This window comes from Aequorivita iocasae (assembly GCF_016757735.1).
GTDB classification, from domain to species: Bacteria; Bacteroidota; Bacteroidia; order Flavobacteriales; family Flavobacteriaceae; genus Aequorivita; species Aequorivita iocasae.
The window spans coordinates 1,843,124-1,864,813 of record NZ_CP068439.1 but is presented as its reverse complement, the minus strand read 5'-3'; the positions used below and the strand labels follow the sequence as shown (position 1 = coordinate 1,864,813).

Annotated in this window: 20 protein-coding genes and 1 tRNA gene; 7 read left to right on the top strand and 14 right to left on the bottom strand. The window is 38.4% G+C overall.

Features of this window, described 5'->3' with window-relative positions; all coding sequences use genetic code 11:
- Window positions 1-2 precede the first annotated feature (2 nt).
- Window positions 3-479 (bottom strand): 30S ribosomal protein S7, encoded by a 477-nt coding sequence (rpsG, locus tag JK629_RS08605; RefSeq protein ID WP_045079235.1) that lies wholly within the window; start codon window positions 477-479, stop codon window positions 3-5.
- Between the two features lie 60 nt (window positions 480-539).
- Entirely contained in the window at window positions 540-914 is a 375-nt protein-coding gene (rpsL, locus tag JK629_RS08600; RefSeq protein ID WP_014782632.1) for a 30S ribosomal protein S12, read from the bottom strand.
- 185 nt (window positions 915-1,099) lie between these two features.
- Between rpsL and JK629_RS08595 the strand changes: the two genes are divergently transcribed.
- From JK629_RS08595 to rlmB, 5 genes are all read left to right on the top strand, one after another.
- Entirely contained in the window at window positions 1,100-2,797 is a 1,698-nt protein-coding gene (locus JK629_RS08595) for a POTRA domain-containing protein (protein ID WP_202335245.1), read from the top strand.
- Window positions 2,798-2,918: 121 nt separating this feature from the next.
- Window positions 2,919-6,002 (top strand): SusC/RagA family TonB-linked outer membrane protein, encoded by a 3,084-nt coding sequence (locus tag JK629_RS08590; RefSeq protein WP_202335244.1) that lies wholly within the window; start codon window positions 2,919-2,921, stop codon window positions 6,000-6,002.
- 18 nt (window positions 6,003-6,020) lie between these two features.
- Window positions 6,021-7,457 carry a RagB/SusD family nutrient uptake outer membrane protein gene (locus tag JK629_RS08585; protein ID WP_202335243.1) on the top strand — a complete coding sequence of 479 codons (1,437 nt, stop codon included), beginning with the start codon at window positions 6,021-6,023 and terminating at the stop codon, window positions 7,455-7,457.
- Window positions 7,458-7,477: 20 nt separating this feature from the next.
- Entirely contained in the window at window positions 7,478-7,903 is a 426-nt protein-coding gene (locus tag JK629_RS08580) for a hypothetical protein (RefSeq protein WP_202335242.1), read from the top strand.
- Window positions 7,904-8,037: 134 nt separating this feature from the next.
- Window positions 8,038-8,778 carry a 23S rRNA (guanosine(2251)-2'-O)-methyltransferase RlmB gene (gene rlmB, locus JK629_RS08575; RefSeq protein WP_202335241.1) on the top strand — a complete coding sequence of 247 codons (741 nt, stop codon included), beginning with the start codon at window positions 8,038-8,040 and terminating at the stop codon, window positions 8,776-8,778.
- Window positions 8,779-8,780: 2 nt separating this feature from the next.
- Here the strand turns inward: rlmB and JK629_RS08570 are convergent, their stop codons facing one another.
- On the bottom strand, window positions 8,781-9,563 hold the full coding sequence (locus JK629_RS08570; protein ID WP_202335240.1) for a rhomboid family intramembrane serine protease: 783 nt from the start codon (window positions 9,561-9,563) through the stop codon (window positions 8,781-8,783).
- A 90-nt stretch (window positions 9,564-9,653) separates the two neighbouring features.
- On the opposite strand from JK629_RS08570, the gene JK629_RS08565 reads away from it, so the two are divergent.
- Window positions 9,654-10,931 carry a replication-associated recombination protein A gene (locus JK629_RS08565; protein WP_202335239.1) on the top strand — a complete coding sequence of 426 codons (1,278 nt, stop codon included), beginning with the start codon at window positions 9,654-9,656 and terminating at the stop codon, window positions 10,929-10,931.
- Here JK629_RS08565 and JK629_RS08560 read toward each other — a convergent pair.
- Genes JK629_RS08560 through radC form a run of 6 tightly spaced genes read right to left on the bottom strand, consistent with a single transcriptional unit; the run spans window position 10,928 to window position 16,413 of the window.
- Window positions 10,928-11,725: a hypothetical protein gene (locus JK629_RS08560; protein ID WP_202335238.1), complete on the bottom strand. Its 798-nt coding sequence runs from the start codon at window positions 11,723-11,725 to the stop codon at window positions 10,928-10,930. The genes JK629_RS08565 and JK629_RS08560 overlap by 4 nt on opposite strands.
- Complete coding sequence (locus JK629_RS08555) at window positions 11,722-13,137, bottom strand: DUF5723 family protein (protein WP_202335237.1); 1,416 nt, start codon at window positions 13,135-13,137, stop codon at window positions 11,722-11,724. Before JK629_RS08555 ends, JK629_RS08560 begins: the two co-directional genes overlap by 4 nt.
- Window positions 13,138-13,141: 4 nt before the next feature.
- Window positions 13,142-13,687, bottom strand: a complete 546-nt coding sequence (locus JK629_RS08550) for a hypothetical protein (RefSeq protein ID WP_202335236.1) — start codon at window positions 13,685-13,687, stop codon at window positions 13,142-13,144.
- 49 nt (window positions 13,688-13,736) lie between these two features.
- The gene (locus JK629_RS08545) at window positions 13,737-14,426 is read right to left on the bottom strand and encodes a YjjG family noncanonical pyrimidine nucleotidase (RefSeq protein WP_202335235.1); all 690 of its coding nucleotides are present in this window, start codon (window positions 14,424-14,426) and stop codon (window positions 13,737-13,739) included.
- Window positions 14,416-15,711, bottom strand: coding sequence for a DUF7033 domain-containing protein (locus tag JK629_RS08540; RefSeq protein ID WP_202335234.1), 1,296 nt, complete (start codon window positions 15,709-15,711; stop codon window positions 14,416-14,418). The genes JK629_RS08545 and JK629_RS08540 overlap by 11 nt, the downstream gene beginning before the upstream one ends.
- Before the next feature lie 6 nt (window positions 15,712-15,717).
- On the bottom strand, window positions 15,718-16,413 hold the full coding sequence (gene radC, locus JK629_RS08535; RefSeq protein WP_202335233.1) for a RadC family protein: 696 nt from the start codon (window positions 16,411-16,413) through the stop codon (window positions 15,718-15,720).
- A gap of 109 nt (window positions 16,414-16,522) precedes the next feature.
- Here radC and JK629_RS08530 point away from each other — a divergent pair, with 109 nt between their 5' ends.
- Window positions 16,523-16,966 (top strand): DUF1569 domain-containing protein, encoded by a 444-nt coding sequence (locus tag JK629_RS08530; RefSeq protein WP_317193636.1) that lies wholly within the window; start codon window positions 16,523-16,525, stop codon window positions 16,964-16,966.
- A gap of 35 nt (window positions 16,967-17,001) precedes the next feature.
- On the opposite strand, the gene JK629_RS08525 is transcribed toward JK629_RS08530, so the two are convergent.
- From JK629_RS08525 to ftsA, 5 genes are all read right to left on the bottom strand, one after another.
- Entirely contained in the window at window positions 17,002-17,367 is a 366-nt protein-coding gene (locus JK629_RS08525) for a SpoIIAA family protein (protein ID WP_202335232.1), read from the bottom strand.
- 275 nt (window positions 17,368-17,642) lie between these two features.
- Window positions 17,643-17,716: transfer RNA gene (locus JK629_RS08520), tRNA-Arg, on the bottom strand.
- 12 nt (window positions 17,717-17,728) lie between these two features.
- Window positions 17,729-18,178, bottom strand: a complete 450-nt coding sequence (locus tag JK629_RS08515) for a GatB/YqeY domain-containing protein (protein ID WP_202335231.1) — start codon at window positions 18,176-18,178, stop codon at window positions 17,729-17,731.
- A 148-nt stretch (window positions 18,179-18,326) separates the two neighbouring features.
- On the bottom strand, window positions 18,327-20,297 hold the full coding sequence (gene ftsZ, locus JK629_RS08510) for a cell division protein FtsZ (RefSeq protein WP_202335230.1): 1,971 nt from the start codon (window positions 20,295-20,297) through the stop codon (window positions 18,327-18,329).
- Window positions 20,298-20,337: 40 nt separating this feature from the next.
- Window positions 20,338-21,690 (bottom strand): cell division protein FtsA, encoded by a 1,353-nt coding sequence (gene ftsA, locus JK629_RS08505; RefSeq protein WP_202335229.1) that lies wholly within the window; start codon window positions 21,688-21,690, stop codon window positions 20,338-20,340.

Below are 21,690 nucleotides of genomic sequence, written 5' to 3'. Positions count from 1 at the left end.
TTTTAGAATCTGAAATGTGAGAATGCTTTGTTAGCTTCTGCCATTTTGTGAGTATCCATACGTTTTTTCACCGCGGCGCCTTCTTCTTTGGCAGCTGCAAGAATTTCGCCGGCCAATTTAGCGGCCATGGATTTCTCGTTTCTTTTTCTTGAATAGGTGATCAACCATTTCATTGCTGTTGCAATTTTACGGTCCGGACGAATCTGCATAGGAATCTGGAAGGTTGCCCCACCAACTCTACGGCTACGCACCTCTACGTGGGGCATAATATTGGAAAGTGCATCTTTCCAAAGCTCCAACGCAGTTTTTTCTTCGTCTTGTTTCTTTTCATCCACAATGTCAATTGCATCGTAGAAAACTTTGAAAGCCACACTCTTTTTTCCGTCCCACATCATGTTGTTTACAAAACGTGTAACCAACTGGTCGTTAAACCGCGGATCTGGTAAAAGTGGTCTTTTTTTGGCCTGTCTTTTTCTCATTTGTTGTTTGTTAATGGCCTTGAACTAAATATTTCTATTCATTCTCGACCCGTTTTCATTTTACTTCTTTGGGCGTTTTGCTCCGTACTTAGATCTACGTTGCGTGCGGCCTGCAACACCTGCGGTGTCTAAAGCTCCACGAACAATGTGATACCTAACTCCTGGCAAATCCTTTACCCTTCCACCTCTAACCAATACTATCGAGTGCTCTTGGAGATTGTGCCCCTCGCCCGGGATGTATGCGTTTACTTCCTTACCGTTTGTAAGCCTAACCCTTGCTACTTTACGCATAGCAGAGTTTGGTTTTTTAGGTGTAGTAGTATATACACGCGTACAAACACCACGACGTTGTGGGCACGAATCCAAAGCAACCGATTTACTCTTCTTGGTTATTTTGGTTCTTCCTTTACGTACTAATTGTGAAATTGTTGGCATATAAAATATGTATTATTACTGTTTAAAAATAAAACACCCCTATTTTTAGGGGATGCAAATGTAGAATATTTTTTTTACTAATCAAACCATACTGAATTAATTTTCAGCATACTTTCATTATTTTTTAGATTTAGATATGAAATGGCAACTTGAAGCGTTAGTTTTACACAGCAAATATCACCTTTTTGAAAAGATTCCTGTATATTTTTCTATACCTTAATATGTATACCTGTTTTTTCTTCGGAATAAATGCACAGGAACTCACCCTTTCCCTAAAAACAGAAAAACCCATTTCCGAAGGCATTAAAGACTCGCTTCAAATGCAAACAACGTTTGAAGATTTCAATTCAATAAAAAATGAAACCGACACCCTTTATCTTAAGCTTCAGCGCATGGGGTTTATTGAAAGTGAATTGCTTCAGCTTAAAAAAGAAAACGACAGCAGCTATGTTGCAGATTTCTTTCTCGGGAAAAAGTACAGAGAAATAAAGGTTTTCTATTCAGAAGAAGATTTTACCAAAAAAGAACTTCAGCGGGTTGCTTCTGAGATTACGGAAACTTATTTCATACTTCCATTTGAAACTATTCCCCGCGCACTCGGAATGCTTACCGCAATTCGCAACCAAAAAGGAAATGCCTTTGCACGCGTAAAGCTCACCCAACTTGAAAAAGGTGAAAACGGCGTCTTGAGCGCAAATTTACTCGTGGACAACGGAACCATTAGAACCGTAGATTCGATAGTTGTGAAGGGTTACGAAAAGTTTCCAAAATCATTTTTGAAATATTATGCGGGCGTTCGAAAAGGGCGTGTTTTTAATCAAAAGAAATTAGTAGCTCAAAACGAAAATCTAAACAGTCTAGGCTTTGTCTCCACCATAAAACCCCCCGAAGCTTTGTTCCGAAAAGACTCAACGGTAGTATATTTTTATTTGGAAAAGCAGAACAATAACTTATTTGACGGTATTTTGGGTTTCGCCACCGATGAGGAAACCCAAAAATTGACTTTCAACGGTTACCTTAATTTAGAATTGAACAACAACTTAAATTATGGCGAGCAACTTTTAATAAATTATAAAGCCGATGGCGAAGAGCAGGTAAACTTCAGAACAAGACTCACCCTGCCTTATATTTTAGGAACACCATTTGGACTAAGCGGAGAACTAAAGATTTTTAAAAGAGACAGCACCTTTATCACCACTGAGCAGCAAATACGCACTACCTACCAGATAGACCCAAAATCTACTGTTTACGTTGGTTACAAACGCTACGAATCCAGCAACTTATTGGATGAAGCAATAGCGGGCGTGCCCGTGGAAGATTTTAAATCAAAGTTTTTTATTGCGGGAGGCACCTATATAAAACCACAAAATCGAAAACTTTTTCCGGTGAAGACGGCAATATTTTTAGACATGGGCATCGGGTCTCGCAAAAGAGAAGGGAGTTCTGAAGATCAATTTAGCGTAGAATCCAGAATTAGCAACATTTTCAATTTAAATTATAAAAATTCCATTTTTGTTCAAAATAGCACGAGTGTTCTTTTCAGCGAAACCTATCTAGTGAACGAATTATTCCGCTTTGGTGGAATAAACAGTATTCGTGGCTTTAATGAAAACAGTATTGACGCTTCGCTATATTCGGTAATAAATACAGAGTACCGCTATCTATTTAATGAGGGGGTATTCATACACTCCATCATAGATGTGGCGTATTTTGAAAATGAGACCGCAGCTTTAAAAGAAAATCTCTATAGTTTTGGATTAGGCCTGGGATTGAGCACAAAGGCAGGCTTATTCCGTTTCAATGTAGCGAACGGGAACTCGCAAAATGGAAATTTCAGTTTTTCGAATACAAAAATCCATATCAGCATTTCTTCAAAATTTTAACAAACAATCCGCCAACCCACACTATTTCGCCAAATAAAACATAAAAATTGGGAGCAAATACTTGTGTAATTAACTTTTTATTATGATTTTTGCCGTTGGCTAATTCAAATAATTTATAAAAATGAGAACAAAGTTTAGTGGAATTTTAACGCTTTTATTAGCGTTAGTTGTGCAGCTTACCTTCGCACAGCAAAAAACTATTACAGGTACGGTGACAGACGATACAGGTCTGCCATTGCCTGGTGCAAACGTTATTATTAAAGGAACAAGTACTGGAACACAGTCAGATTTTGATGGAAACTATACCATCTCTGCCAATGTGGGCCAAACACTTACCTTTAGTTATGTAGGTTTCGACACCAAGGAAGTGAAAGTAGGCGCTCAAAACACTATTGATGTAACATTGGTGCCCGGTGCATCTTTGGAAGAGGTAGTAGTTACGGGATATTCTACACGAAACCAAACAGTACAAACATCAGCTGTTGTATCCATTTCCGCTTCGGAATTGTCACAAATGGCTCCGACTACCAGTATTGACAACATGCTGCAAGGGAAGGCCGCCGGGGTACAGGTAACTGCTGCTAACGGTAAGCCGGGTCAAGGAGCTTTTGTTCGTATTCGTGGTACCGGATCTTTAACTGCTGGAGCATCTTCACCTTTATATATCGTGGATGGAGCACCTATTAGAGAAGAAGACTTAGCAAACATCCCAAACGAGGATATTGAGAATATAACAATTCTTAAGGATGCAGCTACTACTGCCCGTTATGGTTCACGTGGTGCTAATGGAGTAGTTGTAATTACAACTAAAACTGGTAATAGAAATAAGGATGCAGTAATCCGTTTCAGTTCAAGATACGGAACAACCTCAATTATTGAACAAAATTACACAATGATGTCCGCTGCTGAAAAAATGCAGTATGAGGCAGAGCTTTATGCATTAGGTGTAACTGGTGCAGCTACCCTTCCTGGTGTTACAACACAACCTGGTTCACCAGAGCGTCAAACTCTATTGGACAGAGAAGTGGACTGGCAAGAGCTTATATTAAAAGACGGTATTATTCAAAATAACAGTCTTTCTATTTCAGGGGGTGCTGAAAAAATGGATTATTATTTTTCAGTATCAAACGACAGAAATACTGGCATCATTGATAATATTGATGGTTTTGAAAGATTAGGAACACGCCTTAACGTAAACTTTGACGCTAAAGAGTGGCTTTCAGTCGGTGTAAACGTAGGTTATTCACGCTCTATGAGTGATGAGCCACGTGATAGAAACAACACACAAAACCCATTCCGCGGAATGTTGGATTATAATGGTTATGAGACAGAATTTCTTTTAGATGAGGACGGAAATACTGTAGTTGACGAGAATGGAAATCCAGTATATAATCCTACCCACACAGGCTTCCCTGTTCGTGGAGCTTTATTATCAGAACCTAGTGAAGATATTGAAAACCGTACAATCGGTAGTGTTGATGCTGTGGTTACTTTTAGTAAAAACTGGAGTTACGGCTTTAATGTTGCTGTAAACTGGGGAGCTACTAGAAGGGAAAGTTATTCTAAGCCAGGTGGTATCTTGGATGCTCTTATTGGAGATCCTGATAACCCAGGAAATAAGTTTGACGACCAACAACACAGACTGGATTTGACCATAAGTAATCGTTTGGTTTACAATCTTAATAAGAATAACCACAACTTAAACGTGTTGGGTCTTTATGAATATAACATGAATGAGTTTAACAGAGCATTTGTAAGAAGCATCGGTTTCCCATCTGCTTTATTAACCACCCAAGAGAATGCTGCAGTATTAACAGACGGTTTTACCAATAGAACCAGATTAACTCTTGTTTCCTATGGTGCTTTCGCAGATTATGACTACAAAGAAAAATATCTATTATCTGGATCTGTGCGCCGTGACGGTTCTTCTAACTTTGGTAAAGACGTACAATACGGTACTTTCTACAGTGGAAGTCTTGGTTGGAACATTGCAAAAGAAGATTTCTTTTCTATTGATGCTGTAAACGATCTTAAAATTAGAGCTGCTTACGGTACTGTGGGTAACAGAGATGGTATTCCACGTTACGCATCGCAAGGTACTGTAACTTTTGACTCTTATCCAGGTGGTTCAGCAACTATCCCTGCACGAGTAGCAAACCCTGAGATTCAGTGGGAAACTACAGAGACCTATAACGTAGGTTTAGAGCTAAACATGTTCAATAAACGTCTTAGTTTAGTATCTGATTATTTCATCAGAAATACTACAGATCTACTTTTCGACATTCCTACAGCGTGGGAAGCCGGTATTATTGACCCAGAGGGCGTAGAAGGTATTGCGGGTAACCTTGGGGAAATTCAAAATAAAGGTCTAGAAATCTCTTTAAAAGCGGACATATTCCGTTCTCCAGATTTCACTTGGACTTTAGGAGGTAACATTATATTCTTGGATACTGAGATAGTACAGTTACCTGACGGTGAAGACGTGACTCCTAATGCTTTCAATATACGATATAGTGAGGGTAGAAAAATTAATGAGCATTTCTTAATTCGCTATGCAGGTGTTGATCCAGCTACAGGAAGATCCCTGTTTTACGGAGCCGATGGCAATACATATTTTGCTTCAGACTTACCTACTGACGAAAACGACAATCGTGTTTTCCAAGGAAAATCTACAATTGCAGATAAAGAAGGAGGTTTCTTCTCTAACATTACCTATAAAGGATTTGGATTACGTACAGATTTTGTATTCAAAGCTGGAAACTGGATCAATAACTTTGTGAGAAGCGATCGCGAATCTGACGGTCTTGCAATAGCTGACAATCAAGCAGTTGGCGCTTTCAACTACTGGCAACAACCTGGTGATACAGGGGTATTACCAAGTCCAATTTATGCTGCAGATGACGCAACTGTTACTGGAAATTCTGACCGTTGGTTAGAAAAAGGAGATTATATACGTATGCGAAACATTACATTGTCATATAGTTTCCCAAATAAATATTTGGAAAAAACTCCAATTAGCTCTTTAAGAATTTATGCACAAGGCCAAAACTTATTGACTTTCACAAAATTCTGGGGAGATCCTGAGGTAGGTCTTTCATCTGGTGAAACTATTTCTTTTGCAGATGTAGTAGCACCTGGTGAGGCTACTCTATATAGCTATCCAAACACAAAATCTTTCCAAGTAGGTTTGGACGTAAGTTTCTAATTCTAAAAAAAAGTAAAAATGAAAAACATAATTTATAAAATAACAGTTTTGGCATTATTCGTAGGGGGCTTAACTTCCTGTGATGAAGAACTGGATCAAGTACCTTTCGATGAGTTCGGTACAGAAAATGCCTATGTTACGGCAGAAGATTTTGAAAATGCCACTCGTGGTATCTACAGAGCACTAACATTCGGACCACTATATGGTGGAAGTGATGCTGGAGGAATGTATGATGCTCCAGATGTACTTTCAGATAATGTTACTTTCGCACAACGTGGAAGAAATACCAGAAGAACACTACATAACTGGCAGTATGGAGCCGCTGATGAACCAATGGGCGGATTGTACCAAAGAGCCTATCAATTGATAAACCGCGCTAACTTGCTAATTTCAAAAAGCGAAAGTTATGATGGTGAAAACAAGGCAAACGTTGTTGCTGAGGCGAAAGCTTTAAGAGCTCTTGCACATTTAGACCTTGCAACTTTCTTTGCAAAAATACCTACTCAATCAGGTGACGCAAACGGAAGTTTAGGTATTGCCTATGTTACTGAGCCAGATCCGCTAATTGAACCTGCAAGAGAAACCGTTGGCGCAACCTATGATAAAATTGCACAAGATTTATCAGAAGCATTAGCTGACATAAATGAGACCAATGGACCAGGTAGAATGGGAAAAGATGCTGTAAGAGTTTTACTATCACGTGTATATCTTTACATGGGCCAATGGCAAAATGCTATAAATGTAGCTAATGGTGTAAGCACCCCGGTAGCCCCTCGCACAGATGTTGTGGATGTATGGGAAGATACAAGTAGAGCTGGAGTACTTTTTTACATAGAAAATGAATTATCCATTCTTGGATTTAACATCGGTGTAACTTGGAGCCAAGGAGGCCTTACAAATCTTATCCCAGAATATGTTGTTTCTTACGAACTGTATCAATTATTTGAAGATGATGATATTCGTAAAGATGCTTATACATTACAAGCAAGAAACAACGCAGATAACTTAGACTTTAATGCTATCAAAAAATTGTTCGGGAGACCTGGACAAACTAATGGTTTAGTAGATTTAAAAATATTTAGAGCTGCAGAAGCATCTTTAAATGCTGCAGAAGCATACTACAACTTAGGTCAAGAAGGTCCTGCCAGAACAGCATTGGATAGAGTGAGATCTAAAAGATATACTACACCACCAAGTGGAGAAACTGGTACAGCTTTACGCGATGCTATCCGTTTGGAAAGAAGACTTGAATTTGCATTTGAATGCCAACGATTCTTCGACATTAAAAGATGGGGACAGGCTGTAGAACGTGAAAGTTTTGGGGATCTTGCTGATGGAACCGGTACTCCTTCAGATCAATTAACATTACCTGCAGGAAGTAATAAATTTCAATTGCCCATTCCACAATCTGCAACGGACTTAAATCCAAACCTGACACAAAATCCTGGGTATTAATAATTTTAAATTGTATCAAAATGAAAAGAGTTAATATATTAATTGTTATACTTACAATAGCCATCATCGCTGTTTCTTGTGAAACTTATGATGACTATAACACCGATCGAAAAACCGTAGTTGGTTTTGTAACCCCTAACAAGAACATAAGTGTGCCAGAAGGAGGTAGTAAAACAGATAGTGTTAAGGTATTTGTTTCAGATTTATCAAGTTCAGATAGAACATTTACTGTAATAACAATACCTGTGGATACTTTGCCTACTGCACCTGAAAATTATACTTTTGAAAGTACAGTTACTATCCCGGCAAATACGCGTGAAACCATGTTTGGTGTTACGGCTGTAGATAATTCTATAGACGACACAAGACGTTTCTTCCGCCTTGCAATTCAGGGAGAAGCTGATGTTGTTTCAGGAGGTAGAGCTTTAATAGGAGTTAAAAATTAAATTTTAGATAACCTATAATTTGTAAAACACCCCTTATCTTAAGGGGTGTTTTTTTTTGCATATAATTAAAAACTTAAAAGCAAGAATATTCTAATTACCTTTGTTGCGAATTCTTAAGAAATAAGCAATTAATTATGCAAGACAAAACAAATACCATCTTTGGCATTTACCCTATAAAAGAAGCATTGGCTTCAAACATTGTTTTTGATAAGGTTTATATCCAAAAGGGGGCAGAAAATGATAAAATTGAGAGTCTTGTAAAAGATCTGAAAAAGGCAAATGTATCTATAAATATAGTTCCTTTTGAAAAACTGAACAGGCTCACTAGGGGAAATCATCAGGGCATAGTAGCACTTACATCGCCAATAGCTTTTCAATCACTGGAAACAATTGTTGAAAAGGTTTTAGAGACTCAAAAAACTCCACTTTTCCTCATCCTTGACCAAATAACAGATGTTAGGAATTTTGGTGCAATCTTGCGCACGGCAGAATGCACGGGAGTTGACGCAGTTATAATTCAAAAATCAGGAGGGGCTCCTGTTTCTGGTGATACTGTTAAAACTTCAGCCGGAGCAATTTTTAAAATTCCAATTTGTAAAGTAGAGCATATTAAAGATGCAATTTTTTATTTGCAAGGTTCAGGAATTACGACCATAGCAGCCTCCGAAAAAACGAATACAGAAATTTATTCTTTAGATTTAAAAAAACCATTGGCCATCATTATGGGCTCAGAAGGGAAAGGCATATCAAAATCTGTACTTGGCCTTGTAGATGAAAGGGCTTCTCTACCCCTGCTCGGTGAAATAAATTCTTTGAATGTTTCCGTTGCCTGTGGCGCGTTTTTATATGAAGTTACTAGGCAAAGACGCTTGTAGCATTAGTCAGATTTGTCCTTACTGTTTTTTCTTAATGTATATATTATTTTAACTGTATTCTTTCTTTCAACGGTATCCGAAAGCTTATTTGGATGCCCTAAAGCATCCTCTACGGACTCTTTTGAAATTTCGATAAAGTTTCCATTTTCATCAAATTGTCGCAAAAAAGGATCGTTATCGGGGTTGTAATCTTCCCGCTCCCACTCGTATTTTTTTCGCTCAATAGAGTTTCCTTTAAATAAAAAAGCAAAAACAAGACCTACAAAGAAACCAGACAGATGCCCTTCCCAAGATATTTCTGGATTTACGGGGAAAACATACCAAAGCATTCCACCGTAAAGAAACACTACTGCCAATGCCAATGCTGTAAGCTGATACTGCTTTGAAAAAATACCTTTAAAAAATAAAAAAGAAGCAAGCAGGTACACAACCCCACTTGCACCTATGTGAAGTGATGGGCGCCCAATAACCCAGGTAGCTATACCTGTAATTAACAAGCCGAAAATTAAAACCTTCCAGCGAATTTCCCTGTAGAAATAAAAGAGCGCAGCCGTCAAAACAAAAAGCGGAACCGAGTTATTAAAAAGATGCTTTAAACTACCATGGATAAAAGGGCTAAAAAGGACACCCCAGAGGCCATCCAACTTTCTTGGGAAAATACCGTATGGGTTAAAATTTATATTGAAACGCGCTTCGACCCAATACACAATCCAAAGCCCCAATACAAAAAGTAAAGGATAACCAAAAATTTCGGGACTGAACTTTAATTGGTCTGATTTTGACATAAATGTGTGATTACAAAAAACACTCCCAAAACCAAAATTATGATAAATTGTCAGTGAAACCGATTTATTAAAATTGTAATTTTGAAAATTATGAACGCACCCCTCGCCGAACGGATCCGCCCCACAACTCTCGAGAGCTATTTAAGCCAGCAGCATTTAGTAGGGCCCAAAGGTTCACTTACATCACAATTGGGTACCGGAATGATTCCCTCCATGATTTTTTGGGGACCACCAGGAACTGGAAAGACCACACTTGCAAATATAATTGCAAATGAAAGTGGCAGACCGTTTTATACCCTAAGTGCTGTAGACAGCGGTGTTGCAGCAGTTCGGGAAGTAATTGAAAAAGCTAAAAAAAGCGATACACTATTTTCTACTAAAAATCCAATTTTATTTATTGACGAAATTCATCGTTTCAGTAAATCGCAGCAGGATTCGCTGTTGGGTGCTGTAGAAAAGGGCTGGATTACTTTAATTGGAGCTACTACCGAAAATCCAAGTTTTGAAGTAATCCCTGCTTTGCTATCTCGCTGTCAGGTATATGTTCTGGAACCTTTTAGTCGTGAGGATTTGGAAGCATTACTTAAAAGAGCTTTAAACGAAGACGAAATTCTTTCACAAAAAAATGTAACCTTAAAGGAAACAGAAGCAATCATAAGGCTTTCTGGGGGTGATGCCCGAAAGCTTTTAAATATTTTAGAGTTGGTAGTTCTTTCAGAAAAAGAAGGTAAAATTATCATAACCAACGAGCTTGTGATGCAAAAGGCGCAGAAAAATACTGTGCTTTATGACAAAACTGGAGAGCAGCATTACGATATTATTTCGGCATTTATAAAATCCATTCGAGGCAGCGATCCGAACGCAGCAGTATACTGGCTAGCACGAATGATTGAAGGAGGTGAAGATATCAAGTTCATTGCCCGTAGAATGGTAATTTTAGCTTCCGAGGATATCGGCATGGCAAATCCAAATGCACTTTTACTAGCTACCAGTACCTTTCAGGCGGTAAATACCATTGGCTATCCCGAAGCGCGTATTATATTAAGCCAGTGTGCCATCTACTTGGCCACTTCGCCCAAAAGCAACGCTTCCTATAAAGCGATAGGTGAAGCACAACACACAGTTCGGCAAACGGGGGACCTATCAGTTCCTTTATCTATTAGAAACGCGCCCACAAAGTTAATGAAGCAATTGGGCTACGGAAAGGAATATGAATATGCCCACAATTACGAGGGCAATTTTGTTCCGCATGAGTTTTTGCCCGAAGAAATAAAAGGAACCACTTTTTACAAGCCTGGAAACAATCCCAAAGAAAACACCTTGAAAAATTATTTAAAGCAGCTCTGGAAGGACAAATACGACTTTTAATTTACAGAATGATAAATGCTTGTTGTGGAATCGTCCTTAATTGATAAATTTCCAGATGCATCAAAAGCAGCGGTCCAAACTTTTCCAGAAGTGTCCATATATTTTACCACTTCATCCATCACAATGATTTTCCCTTTTAGTAAAAGTCCATCATCAGCACTTGAAGACTCTTCATACAAGGCATAACCTTCCGTAGTTTTTCTTAACAGAAATGTTTTTCCGTCCTGGGTATAATTTGAGAATTTTGCATCGGGAAGCAAATTTCCTGAAATTCTTGAAACTTTTGAAATAGGAAGCTCTTCCTGCGCCGTATTTTGATTTTTTTGGTTAGATGCTATTCTTGTATTTCTATTATCGTCTATGAGAATTACATCTTTTTGATTTACACCTAGCATTTCTACACTATTAAATGCCTTGCGAAGCGCATCTTGATAAGTCTTATCGTATTCCTTATACTTGCTTTTCCCTTCTTGGCTTCTGTAGATTTCTTGATTGTTGCAATCCTTTAAAACAATTTGAAGTTTTGTGCCCAAAATACTCTTTAACTTTTCCACATTTGCATAAAGTCCGTCACATCGGTTCGCATTTGGAGCCTCATCTGCCATATAAGCATTGAAACCGCTTTTTTCAAAATAGAACTTTGACATCGAGTTGAGCTGAAATTTATCCTTTTCATTTAAAAAATCAAATTGATCAGGAACAACAATATAACTATACTCACTCAAATTAGTTTGTTGCGCTCCAACGCTGATAGTCAAAAATATGGCAAATGCAAGTAGTAAAATACGTTTCATTCCTCGTCAATTATTATGTTAAAGCCTAACTGTAAAGATACACTTTTTGCTTTTGCCAAGTTGCCATACCTTATAAGATTGTCTGCCGCGAGATAAAAATTGACATTGCCAATAGCTGCGGAAACACCTAAACCTACATTTGAAAAGGAATAGGAATCTACCGTATATGTTGCTTTTGCAGAAAGATAGTTTGTAATTCTTCTATGATAAAAAAGTGTGCCGGCCATTTGCGGTCCTTTAGGTCTAAAGATTGAATAGAATTGCAACCCTACATTTTGCTTATGAAGTGTACCTCCGCCCTTATTTAAACAATCACACTCACCGGAAACACTAAACCTACCAAAGCCGTAACTTATACCCGCATTAATTTTTACGGGCCGGAACTGGGTATATGAATTGGTGAGAGTATCTATGGGAATTTCACGCTCTATCTCATCTTCAAGGTCGTCATAATAGGGAAACGTGGAGTCTCCCTCGCTCAAAGGCGGAAAAATTAGGTTTATCCCATCTAATGTATAAGTTCCATGGGCGCGATAACTCTCAACATCTTTTGAATGAAAAATAGCGCCAACGTCCTGGGCACTCCCTGTAAGAGTCCAAGCATCGTTTATGTCGTAATTAAACCCTAGATCAACCCCTACCCCAATGTTTCCTCCAAAAAAGGCCCTGCCCAATATTTCATTAGTTACCTGCGAAGCGCCATCCAAATCGCGCAGAGAAGCATAACCAGAAGTTTCTACAGATACATCAGCATTTTCCACCGTATGTTCATAAATGTTTTCTGAACTTTCATCACCCAATCGGGTTGTAAAAGTTCCAGAATTGTTGACGCTCCGATAACTGAACATGCTAGAATATACTTTTAAACGAGCACCTACTGTTAGTTTATTGGTTATTTGCTTGTTTAGGCCAAAGTGGTAAACCGTCAAAAAATCGCCGGTGGTACTAATCTCTCCCAAATCAAATTGGTAATCCAAATAATCTCTATTTCCTTCCCAAGCCAATATGGCAAGATCTTTTGGGAAATAGGAAATAAAATCAAACTCTTGATAAATTCCACCTGAAAAGTAAATTTCATTCTTTGCGCGCCAACCAAAATTTAGAAGCTCCAATTGTTGTGTTGCAGTAAAGAAATCCGTATTCTTCATTTCAAATAGCTTTTGTGTAATACGGTCGTTGATATTATCATTTCCATCTTTAAAAATATCATAAACCGATACGCCCGAGGAGCCTCCGTTAAAATGAATTTGGGACAAAAACGGGATTCCAAAATGTTTTTGCTGAGTAACTTTGCTTCCGGGATTGAGCATCAAGGATTGGGGCACGTCATCAAAACCATAAAGAATCTGCTTGTTTTGGGAAATAGCAAAAAAGCCCAAGAGGGATAGTATAAAGGTAAATAAGTATCGCATGGTATTAGTATTCCAAAAAGTAGGTTGTCTTGGATTTTAAATTTAATGTGCCTTCCAAACTCTCATTGGATGAGGGTATGGTTACGGAAACCACAACCTTATTGGCTTGTGTCAATCGCAGAATATCGTCTTCCTCCACGTTTTCAATAAATTCAGTAATTACAGGCGCGGCGGGCATTCCCTCAATAACCGATGTTCCCGCAACATATGTTGTATCATTCGTTTCACTTAAAAACTGAAAATCTACTTGAAAAGTCCGAGGGATACTATTTGTAAATTTAAAATAAAACTCTGCGCGCTTTAGGCTTTCCTGAAGGGAGCTGTCATCTAAAAATTTAATTTCCGTAGTATCCGTAACAGTTAATACAGGGGTAGAATTTATAGTATCATAAAACTGGTCTGCGCGAAGATTAAAATATATCAGGTCTAGTTCTACAATGGGGGTCAGTGCTATTTCTTCGGCCTGGTCAAAATCGGTATCTTTTATACAGGCTGAAAATAACAAACAAGCACAAACCATATAGATGGAATGGGATATGGTTTTATTCATAAGTGGGGATAGTTTACTAATTTTTAACGTCCAAAATGAAGGATTATTACTACAGATGTTTTTTAATTTCTGAAAGTTCGGTTATGGCAAAATGGGGCGTTGCAACAATTTCATTTCTATAATTAAATAACAAGGTATGCATTCCCACATTATGCGCCCCTATAATATCTGCTTCCAAGCTGTCTCCAATCATAACACTATTTCTTGGGGCGACTGAAGCTTTTGCAAGGGCGGTTTTAAATATAACAGGATGGGGCTTCTTTAACCCTACCTCTTCGGATGTGGTTACAGTTTTAAAGTATTTTTTAATGCCGCTGTTTTGAAGTTTAAGATGCTGTACTTCCTCAAAACCATTTGTAATAATATGTAGTTTATAGTTGCCAGAAAGGTATTCGAGAATTTCAACTGTACCCAAAAAAAGATGATTGTCTATAGGCAGTTCTTCAATATAGCAGTGCGCAAGCGAATCTATGGTGGCCAATGGGAGTTTTGTTTTAAAGTATTGAAAGGTCTCGGTAAGCCTTCCTCTGCGCAGCTCTTCTTTTGTTACAACATTTTCTCGATATTTTTTCCAGTATGCAAAGTTTATAGGTTCATATACTTTTAGAAAATCGGTCAATGGCAATTTAATTTTGTGCTTTTTGAAGACCCTTTCAAACGCCAAGCCAGAATTTCGATCAAAATCCCACAGGGTATGGTCCAAATCAAAAAAAACGTCAGTTATTTCATTATTCTGCATACTTCTGTAATTTTTCAGCAAAAATCTTTCTCCAAACCCTGTTATTTTCTTCGGAAGAAAAATCTTTGTTTGAAAAGATCATGGTAAATGTACCTTTTACCTTGTCTACCTCTTCAATGGCATTATCTACATTTTTTTCAATATCTGAAGCATATTTTTTTTGAAAAGCCATGGTTGTCATTGCGATAGGATGCACCACCAAAGGAGTTTTTATTTCATAATCCAAATCATAAAAAAGAAAAGGGGTACAGGTTCCGGCCCTAAAGCCAACGGTGTCACGAAATACCATCGTAAAATCATTCTTTACCTCAAGCTCCACCAGATGTCTGTAAATATCTGGGAGGTTTACTAAAAAATCAGAATTCATGGACACTTTTAGCGCGCGGTTGGTTATTTCTTCCATGCGCTTCTTTTCTTTTTTCAACATTTCATAATTGTTCAGAGAATTGAATGAAAAAATAAGACCCACTTCGTTATAATCTGCCACAAACTTAATTAGCATTTTAAACTTTTGCCGGTGTGTGTTCATGCTCTCATTAAAAGAAACTGCATTTCCTAAGAGAAAAAAAACGGATAGCTTAAAATTACTTCTAGTAGCTTTGTTTATTATCCACTTAAAGCTGTCAAAAGGGTCGCGTTTTAAGCCTAAAATAACCTGTGTGCGGTTTAAGATATTTCGAAATTGCCCTTTTACCAAACTATTAAAATAGCCCATAACGGATCTAAAAATTCCCTTTTGTTTATAGGCGTAAGGTTGGGATGCCTCAATAATGGGGTGAATGACGATCTCTTTTTCAGGAAATTTCATTTCTGGGAAAGTTTCTAGAAGTTTTTTCTTAAAAAGATGTGCCCAGATATCCACGATGGGTTGCTGAAGAAAGCCTTCCTTATATGCCAAACTTTCCGAAGCCATAAAACGGCCAACATCGTCTTTTACATGGGGCAAGTACTCTTCATAGCGCGTAATCATAAAAAAACTTGCAGAAAAAATATCAAATGGAAGCCCGCTATTGTTTGAAACCGAAAAAAAACCATACGTATCGCCCCATTTTTTTACTGCGACATCAATAGCTTCAAGCCCCTGTTGCTCTAAAAGTCCATAGCTATGGAAAAAAAGCTCATTGCCCAAAGGTTTTTTCCCATATGAAATCTTGGGGCCCGCGTGGGAGATAAATTCTTCAATCCCCGAGGTAAAAACCGCCTCAATCCCCAAGATACGCAAACAAATATGCTTAAAAATATAAGAAATTCGCGGAGTGAGTTTTTGGGTGTAGATTAACAACATAAAAGGTTACAGCATATTTTCATCAGCAAAGCTAAAGTACGCTTTTTCGGTAATTATAAGGTGGTCTAGCACTTTTATGTCAAGACTTTCCCCAGCTGTTTTTAGTTTTCTGGTAAGCTGAATATCTGCCTGACTGGGCTTTAAAGTACCAGAAGGGTGGTTGTGTGCCAAAATAATACCCACAGCACCCAACTGCAAAGCTTCTTTAAACGCCAATCGAACATCTACCACAGTACCGGTAATTCCACCTTTGCTGAGCTGTGCGCTTTTAATAATTTTGTTTGAATTGTTTAGATACAGAATCCAGAACTCTTCGTGTGGAAGTTCGCCAATAATGGGCTGGACATATTCAAACACAGAGTTACTTGAAGTTATTTTTTTTCGCTCCAGAGCTTCTTCAGCCCTCCTTCTCCGTCCAAGTTCCATTGCAGCAGCAATGCAGATTGCTTTTGCTTCACCTATCCCTTTATATTTCATCAATTCAGGAATGGTTAGCCTTCCGAGTTCATTTAAATTATTGCCCGCTGAAGCCAAGATACGCTGGCTTAGGGACACTGCACTCTCATTGCGGCTACCGGATCCAATTAGAATGGCAATTAGCTCAGCATCGCTAAGTGCTGTGCGGCCTTTGAGCAACAATTTTTCACGCGGACGGTCGTCCTCATTCCAGTTTTTTATGGAAAAGGAATTGTTTTCTTCCATACTTTAAGCTTTTTATTAAAGATAATAATGAATGCTTAAATTGCATAAAGAATTGAAAACAATCTTTTTACTTGCCAATTTTAAATACATTTATTGTTTAAAACTATAAATGATGAAATCACTTTTTGAAAACAACGCATATTCAGAAATAAAGGAAAGGTTGAACAATCTTACCCAGGAAAGTGAAGGCAGATGGGGAAAGATGGACGTTGCCCAAATGTTGCACCATTGCCAACAGCCCTTAAAGGTCTCACTGGGGAAGGGCAATCTGAAAAAACAATTTTTTCCACTCGCCTTCCTGTTTAAGAAAATGTTGTATAATGACAACCCGTGGAAACAGAATTTACCTACTGCAAAGGCTTTTAAAATTAAAGACAGCAAGGATTTTGCAACAGAAAAGTACGAACTTGCAATATTGATAGACAAGTTTCATGAGAAAAAAAATGAAACCCAATGGGAGCCACACCCAGTTTTTGGAAAATTTACACCGCAGCAATGGGGGCAAATGCAATACAAACATTTGGACCACCATTTAAAACAATTCGGGGTTTAAAGCACCTATTGAATCCATTTAAACAAAGGCACTCATTAAACTTTCTGTTTTTTGAGCCAATCCAATGCTTTCTTTTGTTCCTCAAATTCAAAACCCTCAACGTTTAAGTTAGGCCATACCTTTCCAAATGTTTCCATGGATTCTTCCAACCACTCTTTTTCGGTAACAATTGCAATAGCGGATATGGAGCCCAAATAATTGAAGGAAAACTTGAGGTCTTCCCACAACGCTCCTGCTGAATAGTTAAAATCTTTTACTTCAACTAGCATCTTAATTTTTTCATGATTTTTTTTATGTGTTTCCAGTAATGGGTTCAATCTTTCATAATCCTCTTTTGTGGTTTTCCCTGAAATTAGTATTCCCAAAGTATCTTTTGGAAGCCCATTTATAATAGTAAACATAATTTTGAAATTTAAGTTTAGCATTTGAAGTTAAATATTGTTGGAGGCTATGACTATTAAAAATGTATTAATTAACACATTTTTAAAGCTTGGAGATTAGGTTTATTCCATTGGGAATTAATCCTAAAAAAGGATTAAAACTTATTTTGAAGGTTAAAATCGTAATTCATAAAGGGATTACACTTCTTGATTACTCAAAGTTCTTCTCTTTGAAAATAGAAACGGAGAAAAAGTCTGAGCTTGTTCAAGACTTTTTCTCCGTTTCTATTTATTCGTGACCGCGGAGGGATTCAAACCCCCAACCCTCAGAGCCGAAATCTGATGCGCTATTCAGTTGCGCCACGCGGCCTTTTAAACTATTTTATGACAATCTGGATTTTACAACAGTAGAAATGGTTTTACCATCTGCTTTGCCAGCAAGTTTTGCGCTGGCTAAGCCCATAACCCTTCCCATATCTGCCATGGATGAAGCTCCAGTTTCAATAATAATTTCATCAACAATCTTGCTAACTTCTGCTTCGGTTAATTGCGCGGGCAAAAACTGCTCAATAACTTGTGCTTGGGCCAATTCTGGTTCGGCGAGATCTTCTCTCCCTTGCTCCCTGTAAATTGCAGCACTATCCTTTCGTTGTTTTACCTGCTTCTGAAGTAGTTTTATCTCCTCAGTTTCGCTTAAATCTACCTTTGAACCTGTTTCCGTTTGTGCTAATAACAAAGCAGATTTAACGGCCCGCAATGCCTCCAAAGATTTAGTATCTTTCGCTTTCATTGCGGTCTTCATTGCTTCCATTACCTTTTCCTGTAAGCTCATTGCTGTATTTTTAATTGAGTGCGAAGATACTCAATTAAGCCGAAATTTAAAACAGCAATGCTTTGTTTTATAGAAACCTTTTTATTGTAAAAAAGGCCCAAACTCAATAAAGAAATTTGGGCCCCTGCTTTAAGCGAAAATTCATCATCTAGTCCACATTATCGTGCAAAAATGAATTGTTTTTTCGCAAGGAAATATCATCATCATCTGTATTTACAGAGGTTCGTGATATGTTAGGTTCATTCTTGGTTTCATTCAGGTCAATGCCCATACGTTTGTAGGCCGGTTGCTTTTCAATCTCATCAATACGTGAAGGGCTGTTTTTGAATTTGTAATTAAATTCTTTCATTTTACGTTTGCGCTCTTCGGTACGATCACTCAAAATTTTCGAAATGGGTAAATTCATAGGATCTTCCTCCTCTTTCACCTCAGTTTCAGTTGCGTTTGGCTCAGAAACAGTTCTTTTTTCAAAAATAATTTCTGCGTCGTCATCCTCAACCTCTTCTGCTGTCAATTTAGATGGTTTTGCACTATTGAGCCTATTTTCTACTTCTTGATAATCATCCAAACTGTAACGCTTTATGCCGTTACCGGAAACTTCGGTAACCGGAATAATCTCCACATGGTCTTTTACCTCAATATTGTCTAGGTCAAAGAAAATTGTTTCTTCTTTTTGTTCCTTTTCTGAAGACTTTTTTGAAGTAGTGTTTATGGGGAGATCAAACATGAGTATTTGGTCGTCCTTTTCTTCGGAAGAAGTATTGTTGATATTCTTATTTTCTTTAAGAGCTTCAAGAATCACAAATTCGTTCACATTAATTTTATTGACTTCTACCTGATTGAATTCCTCTATATTTTTTGCTTTAACTTCTTCATAGGAAACATTTATATTTTTCAATAACTCTGAAGTTTTAATGTAACCTTCAAATGGCAATTTCTCTTCCACCTCAGCATCGTCAAAAAGCGTATGCTTTACAACGACGTGTTCAGCTTTAGGAGGAGTGTTTAAGGGTTGCTCTGGCAACTTAACAGAACTAGCTGTTGCTTTTGGCGTAAGATTTTGTTCAGCTCTTTGCTCATCCTCAAGTGTGTGGATTATTTTTTTTGTTTCAGTATTTACTATTTCGTTTTGTTGTTCTACATTGAACCCCGTGGCGATAACGGTGATAGAAATAGAACCTTCTAGGTTTTCCTCTTCGCCAACACCCATAATGATATTTGCGCTATGGCCAGCCTCATCTTGAATATGATCACTGATTTCACCAATTTCGTCAATAGTAATTTCGTCAGTACCAGAAACTATGAGGAGCAAGACATTTTTGGCACCTTTTATTTTGTTGTCGTTGAGCAATGGAGAGTCCAAAGCTTTACCGATGGCTTCCTTAGCTCTGTTAGCGCCAGAAGCGGTGGCACTTCCCATAATAGCAGTACCACTGTTGGCAAGTACTGTTTTAGCATCGCGGAGGTCAATGTTTTGAGTGTAGTGATGCGTGATAACCTCGGCAATACCACGAGCAGCGGTGGCCAAAACTTCATCGGCTTTTGAGAAACCAGCCTTGAAACCAAGGTTACCGTAAACTTCACGCAATTTATTGTTGTTGATAACCACCAAAGAGTCCACGTTTTGACGTAGTTTCTCAACACCTATCTGTGCTTGGTCATTTCGTGTTTTCCCTTCAAATTGAAATGGAATGGTCACGATACCCACAGTAAGAATATCCATATCCTTTGCCATTTTTGCAATAATTGGCGCAGCACCGGTTCCAGTACCGCCACCCATACCCGCAGTAATGAAAATCATTTTGGTGTTGGTGGTAAGCATGCTGCGGATCTCTTCCATACTTTCTACGGCAGATTGCTCGCCAACCTTAGGATTAGCACCTGCTCCCAAACCTTCGGTCAAGGACACTCCAAGCTGAATTTTGATAGGCACGGGGCTGTTTTCCAATGCTTGTGAATCTGTATTGCAAATTACAAAATCAACTCCCTTTATGCCCTGGCTGAACATATGGTTAATGGCGTTACTCCCTCCGCCGCCTACACCAATCACTTTTATCACGTTTGATTGGTTTTTCGGCAGGTCGAATGAAATGTTATCAAATTCTGTTTTACTGCTCATATTTTTTCTATTTGTGGTCCTTTCTTTATTCAATTTTTTATTATTCGGCATTGTCTAAAAACTCCTTAAACTTCTCTGCCCATTTATCAAAAAACCGTTTTGAAGTTTTCTGTTCCTTTTCCTTTACCTTTTCTTCTTTAATTTCTTTTTCATTTTCCGACGTATCAGCTTTTTCTTCTCTTACCTCCGACTCAATTTCGTGTGAAAAACGTTTCATCAATGAAGATTTTTCTTTGCTTTCCAAACTGTTGAGCACCAAACCTACCGCAGTTGCATACATCGGACTTGTAGTCTCGGCATCGCTATCGCCTGCCAAATGCTCATTAGGATAGCCAATACGTGTATCCATTCCGGTAATATATTCCACGAGTTGCTTAATGTGCTGGAGCTGCGCCCCGCCTCCGGTAAGTACTATTCCTGCAATAAGCTTCTTCTTTTGCTCTTCGTGGCCGTAATTTTTAATTTCCATATACACTTGCTCGATAATTTCGATAACACGGGCATGGATTATTTTTGAAAGATTTTTTAAACTGATTTCCTTCGGTTCCCTTCCGCGAAGGCCGGGGATTGAAACAATTTCGTTGTCTTTGTTCTCACCGGGCCAAGCTGAACCAAATTTTATTTTCAAAAGTTCTGCCTGCTTTTCAATAATGGAACAGCCTTCCTTTATGTCTTCAGTAATCACATTTCCACCAAAAGGAATTACAGCGGTATGGCGAATAATGCCATCTTTGAAAATCGCCAAATCGGTCGTTCCACCTCCTATATCAATTAAGGCAACGCCGGCTTCTTTTTCCTCTTGGCTCAAAACCGCTTTTGCGGAAGCTAAAGGCTCCAAAGTGATGGCCGAAAGTTCCAATCCTGCGCTTTTGATGCATCTTCCCACATTTCTGATGGAGGAAACCTGCCCCACAACTACGTGGAAATTTGCTTCCAAACGTGCGCCGTACATACCGATGGGCTCTTTTATTTCGGCCTGTCCATCCACCTTAAAATCTTGGGGCAAGACGTGCAATATCTCCTCTCCCGGAAGCATTACCAGCTTGTGTACTTGGTTACAAAGCCTGTCAATATCTGCTTCACTTATAACATCCTCACCATTGGGACGCGTAATGTAATCGCTATGCTGAAGGCTTCTTATATGCTGGCCGGCAATGCCTACCACTACTTCTTTTATCTTCATCCCAGAAGAAGTTTCAGCATCTTGTACCGCTTGCTGGATGGACTGTATGGTTTGGGTAATATTGTTTACCACGCCCCGGTGTACACCAAGGCTTTTGGCCTTTCCTATTCCCAATACTTCCATTTTGCCATAATCGTTCTTTCTACCAATCATCGCGACGATTTTGGTAGTTCCTATATCCAATCCTACAGCAATATTATCGTTTTCCAT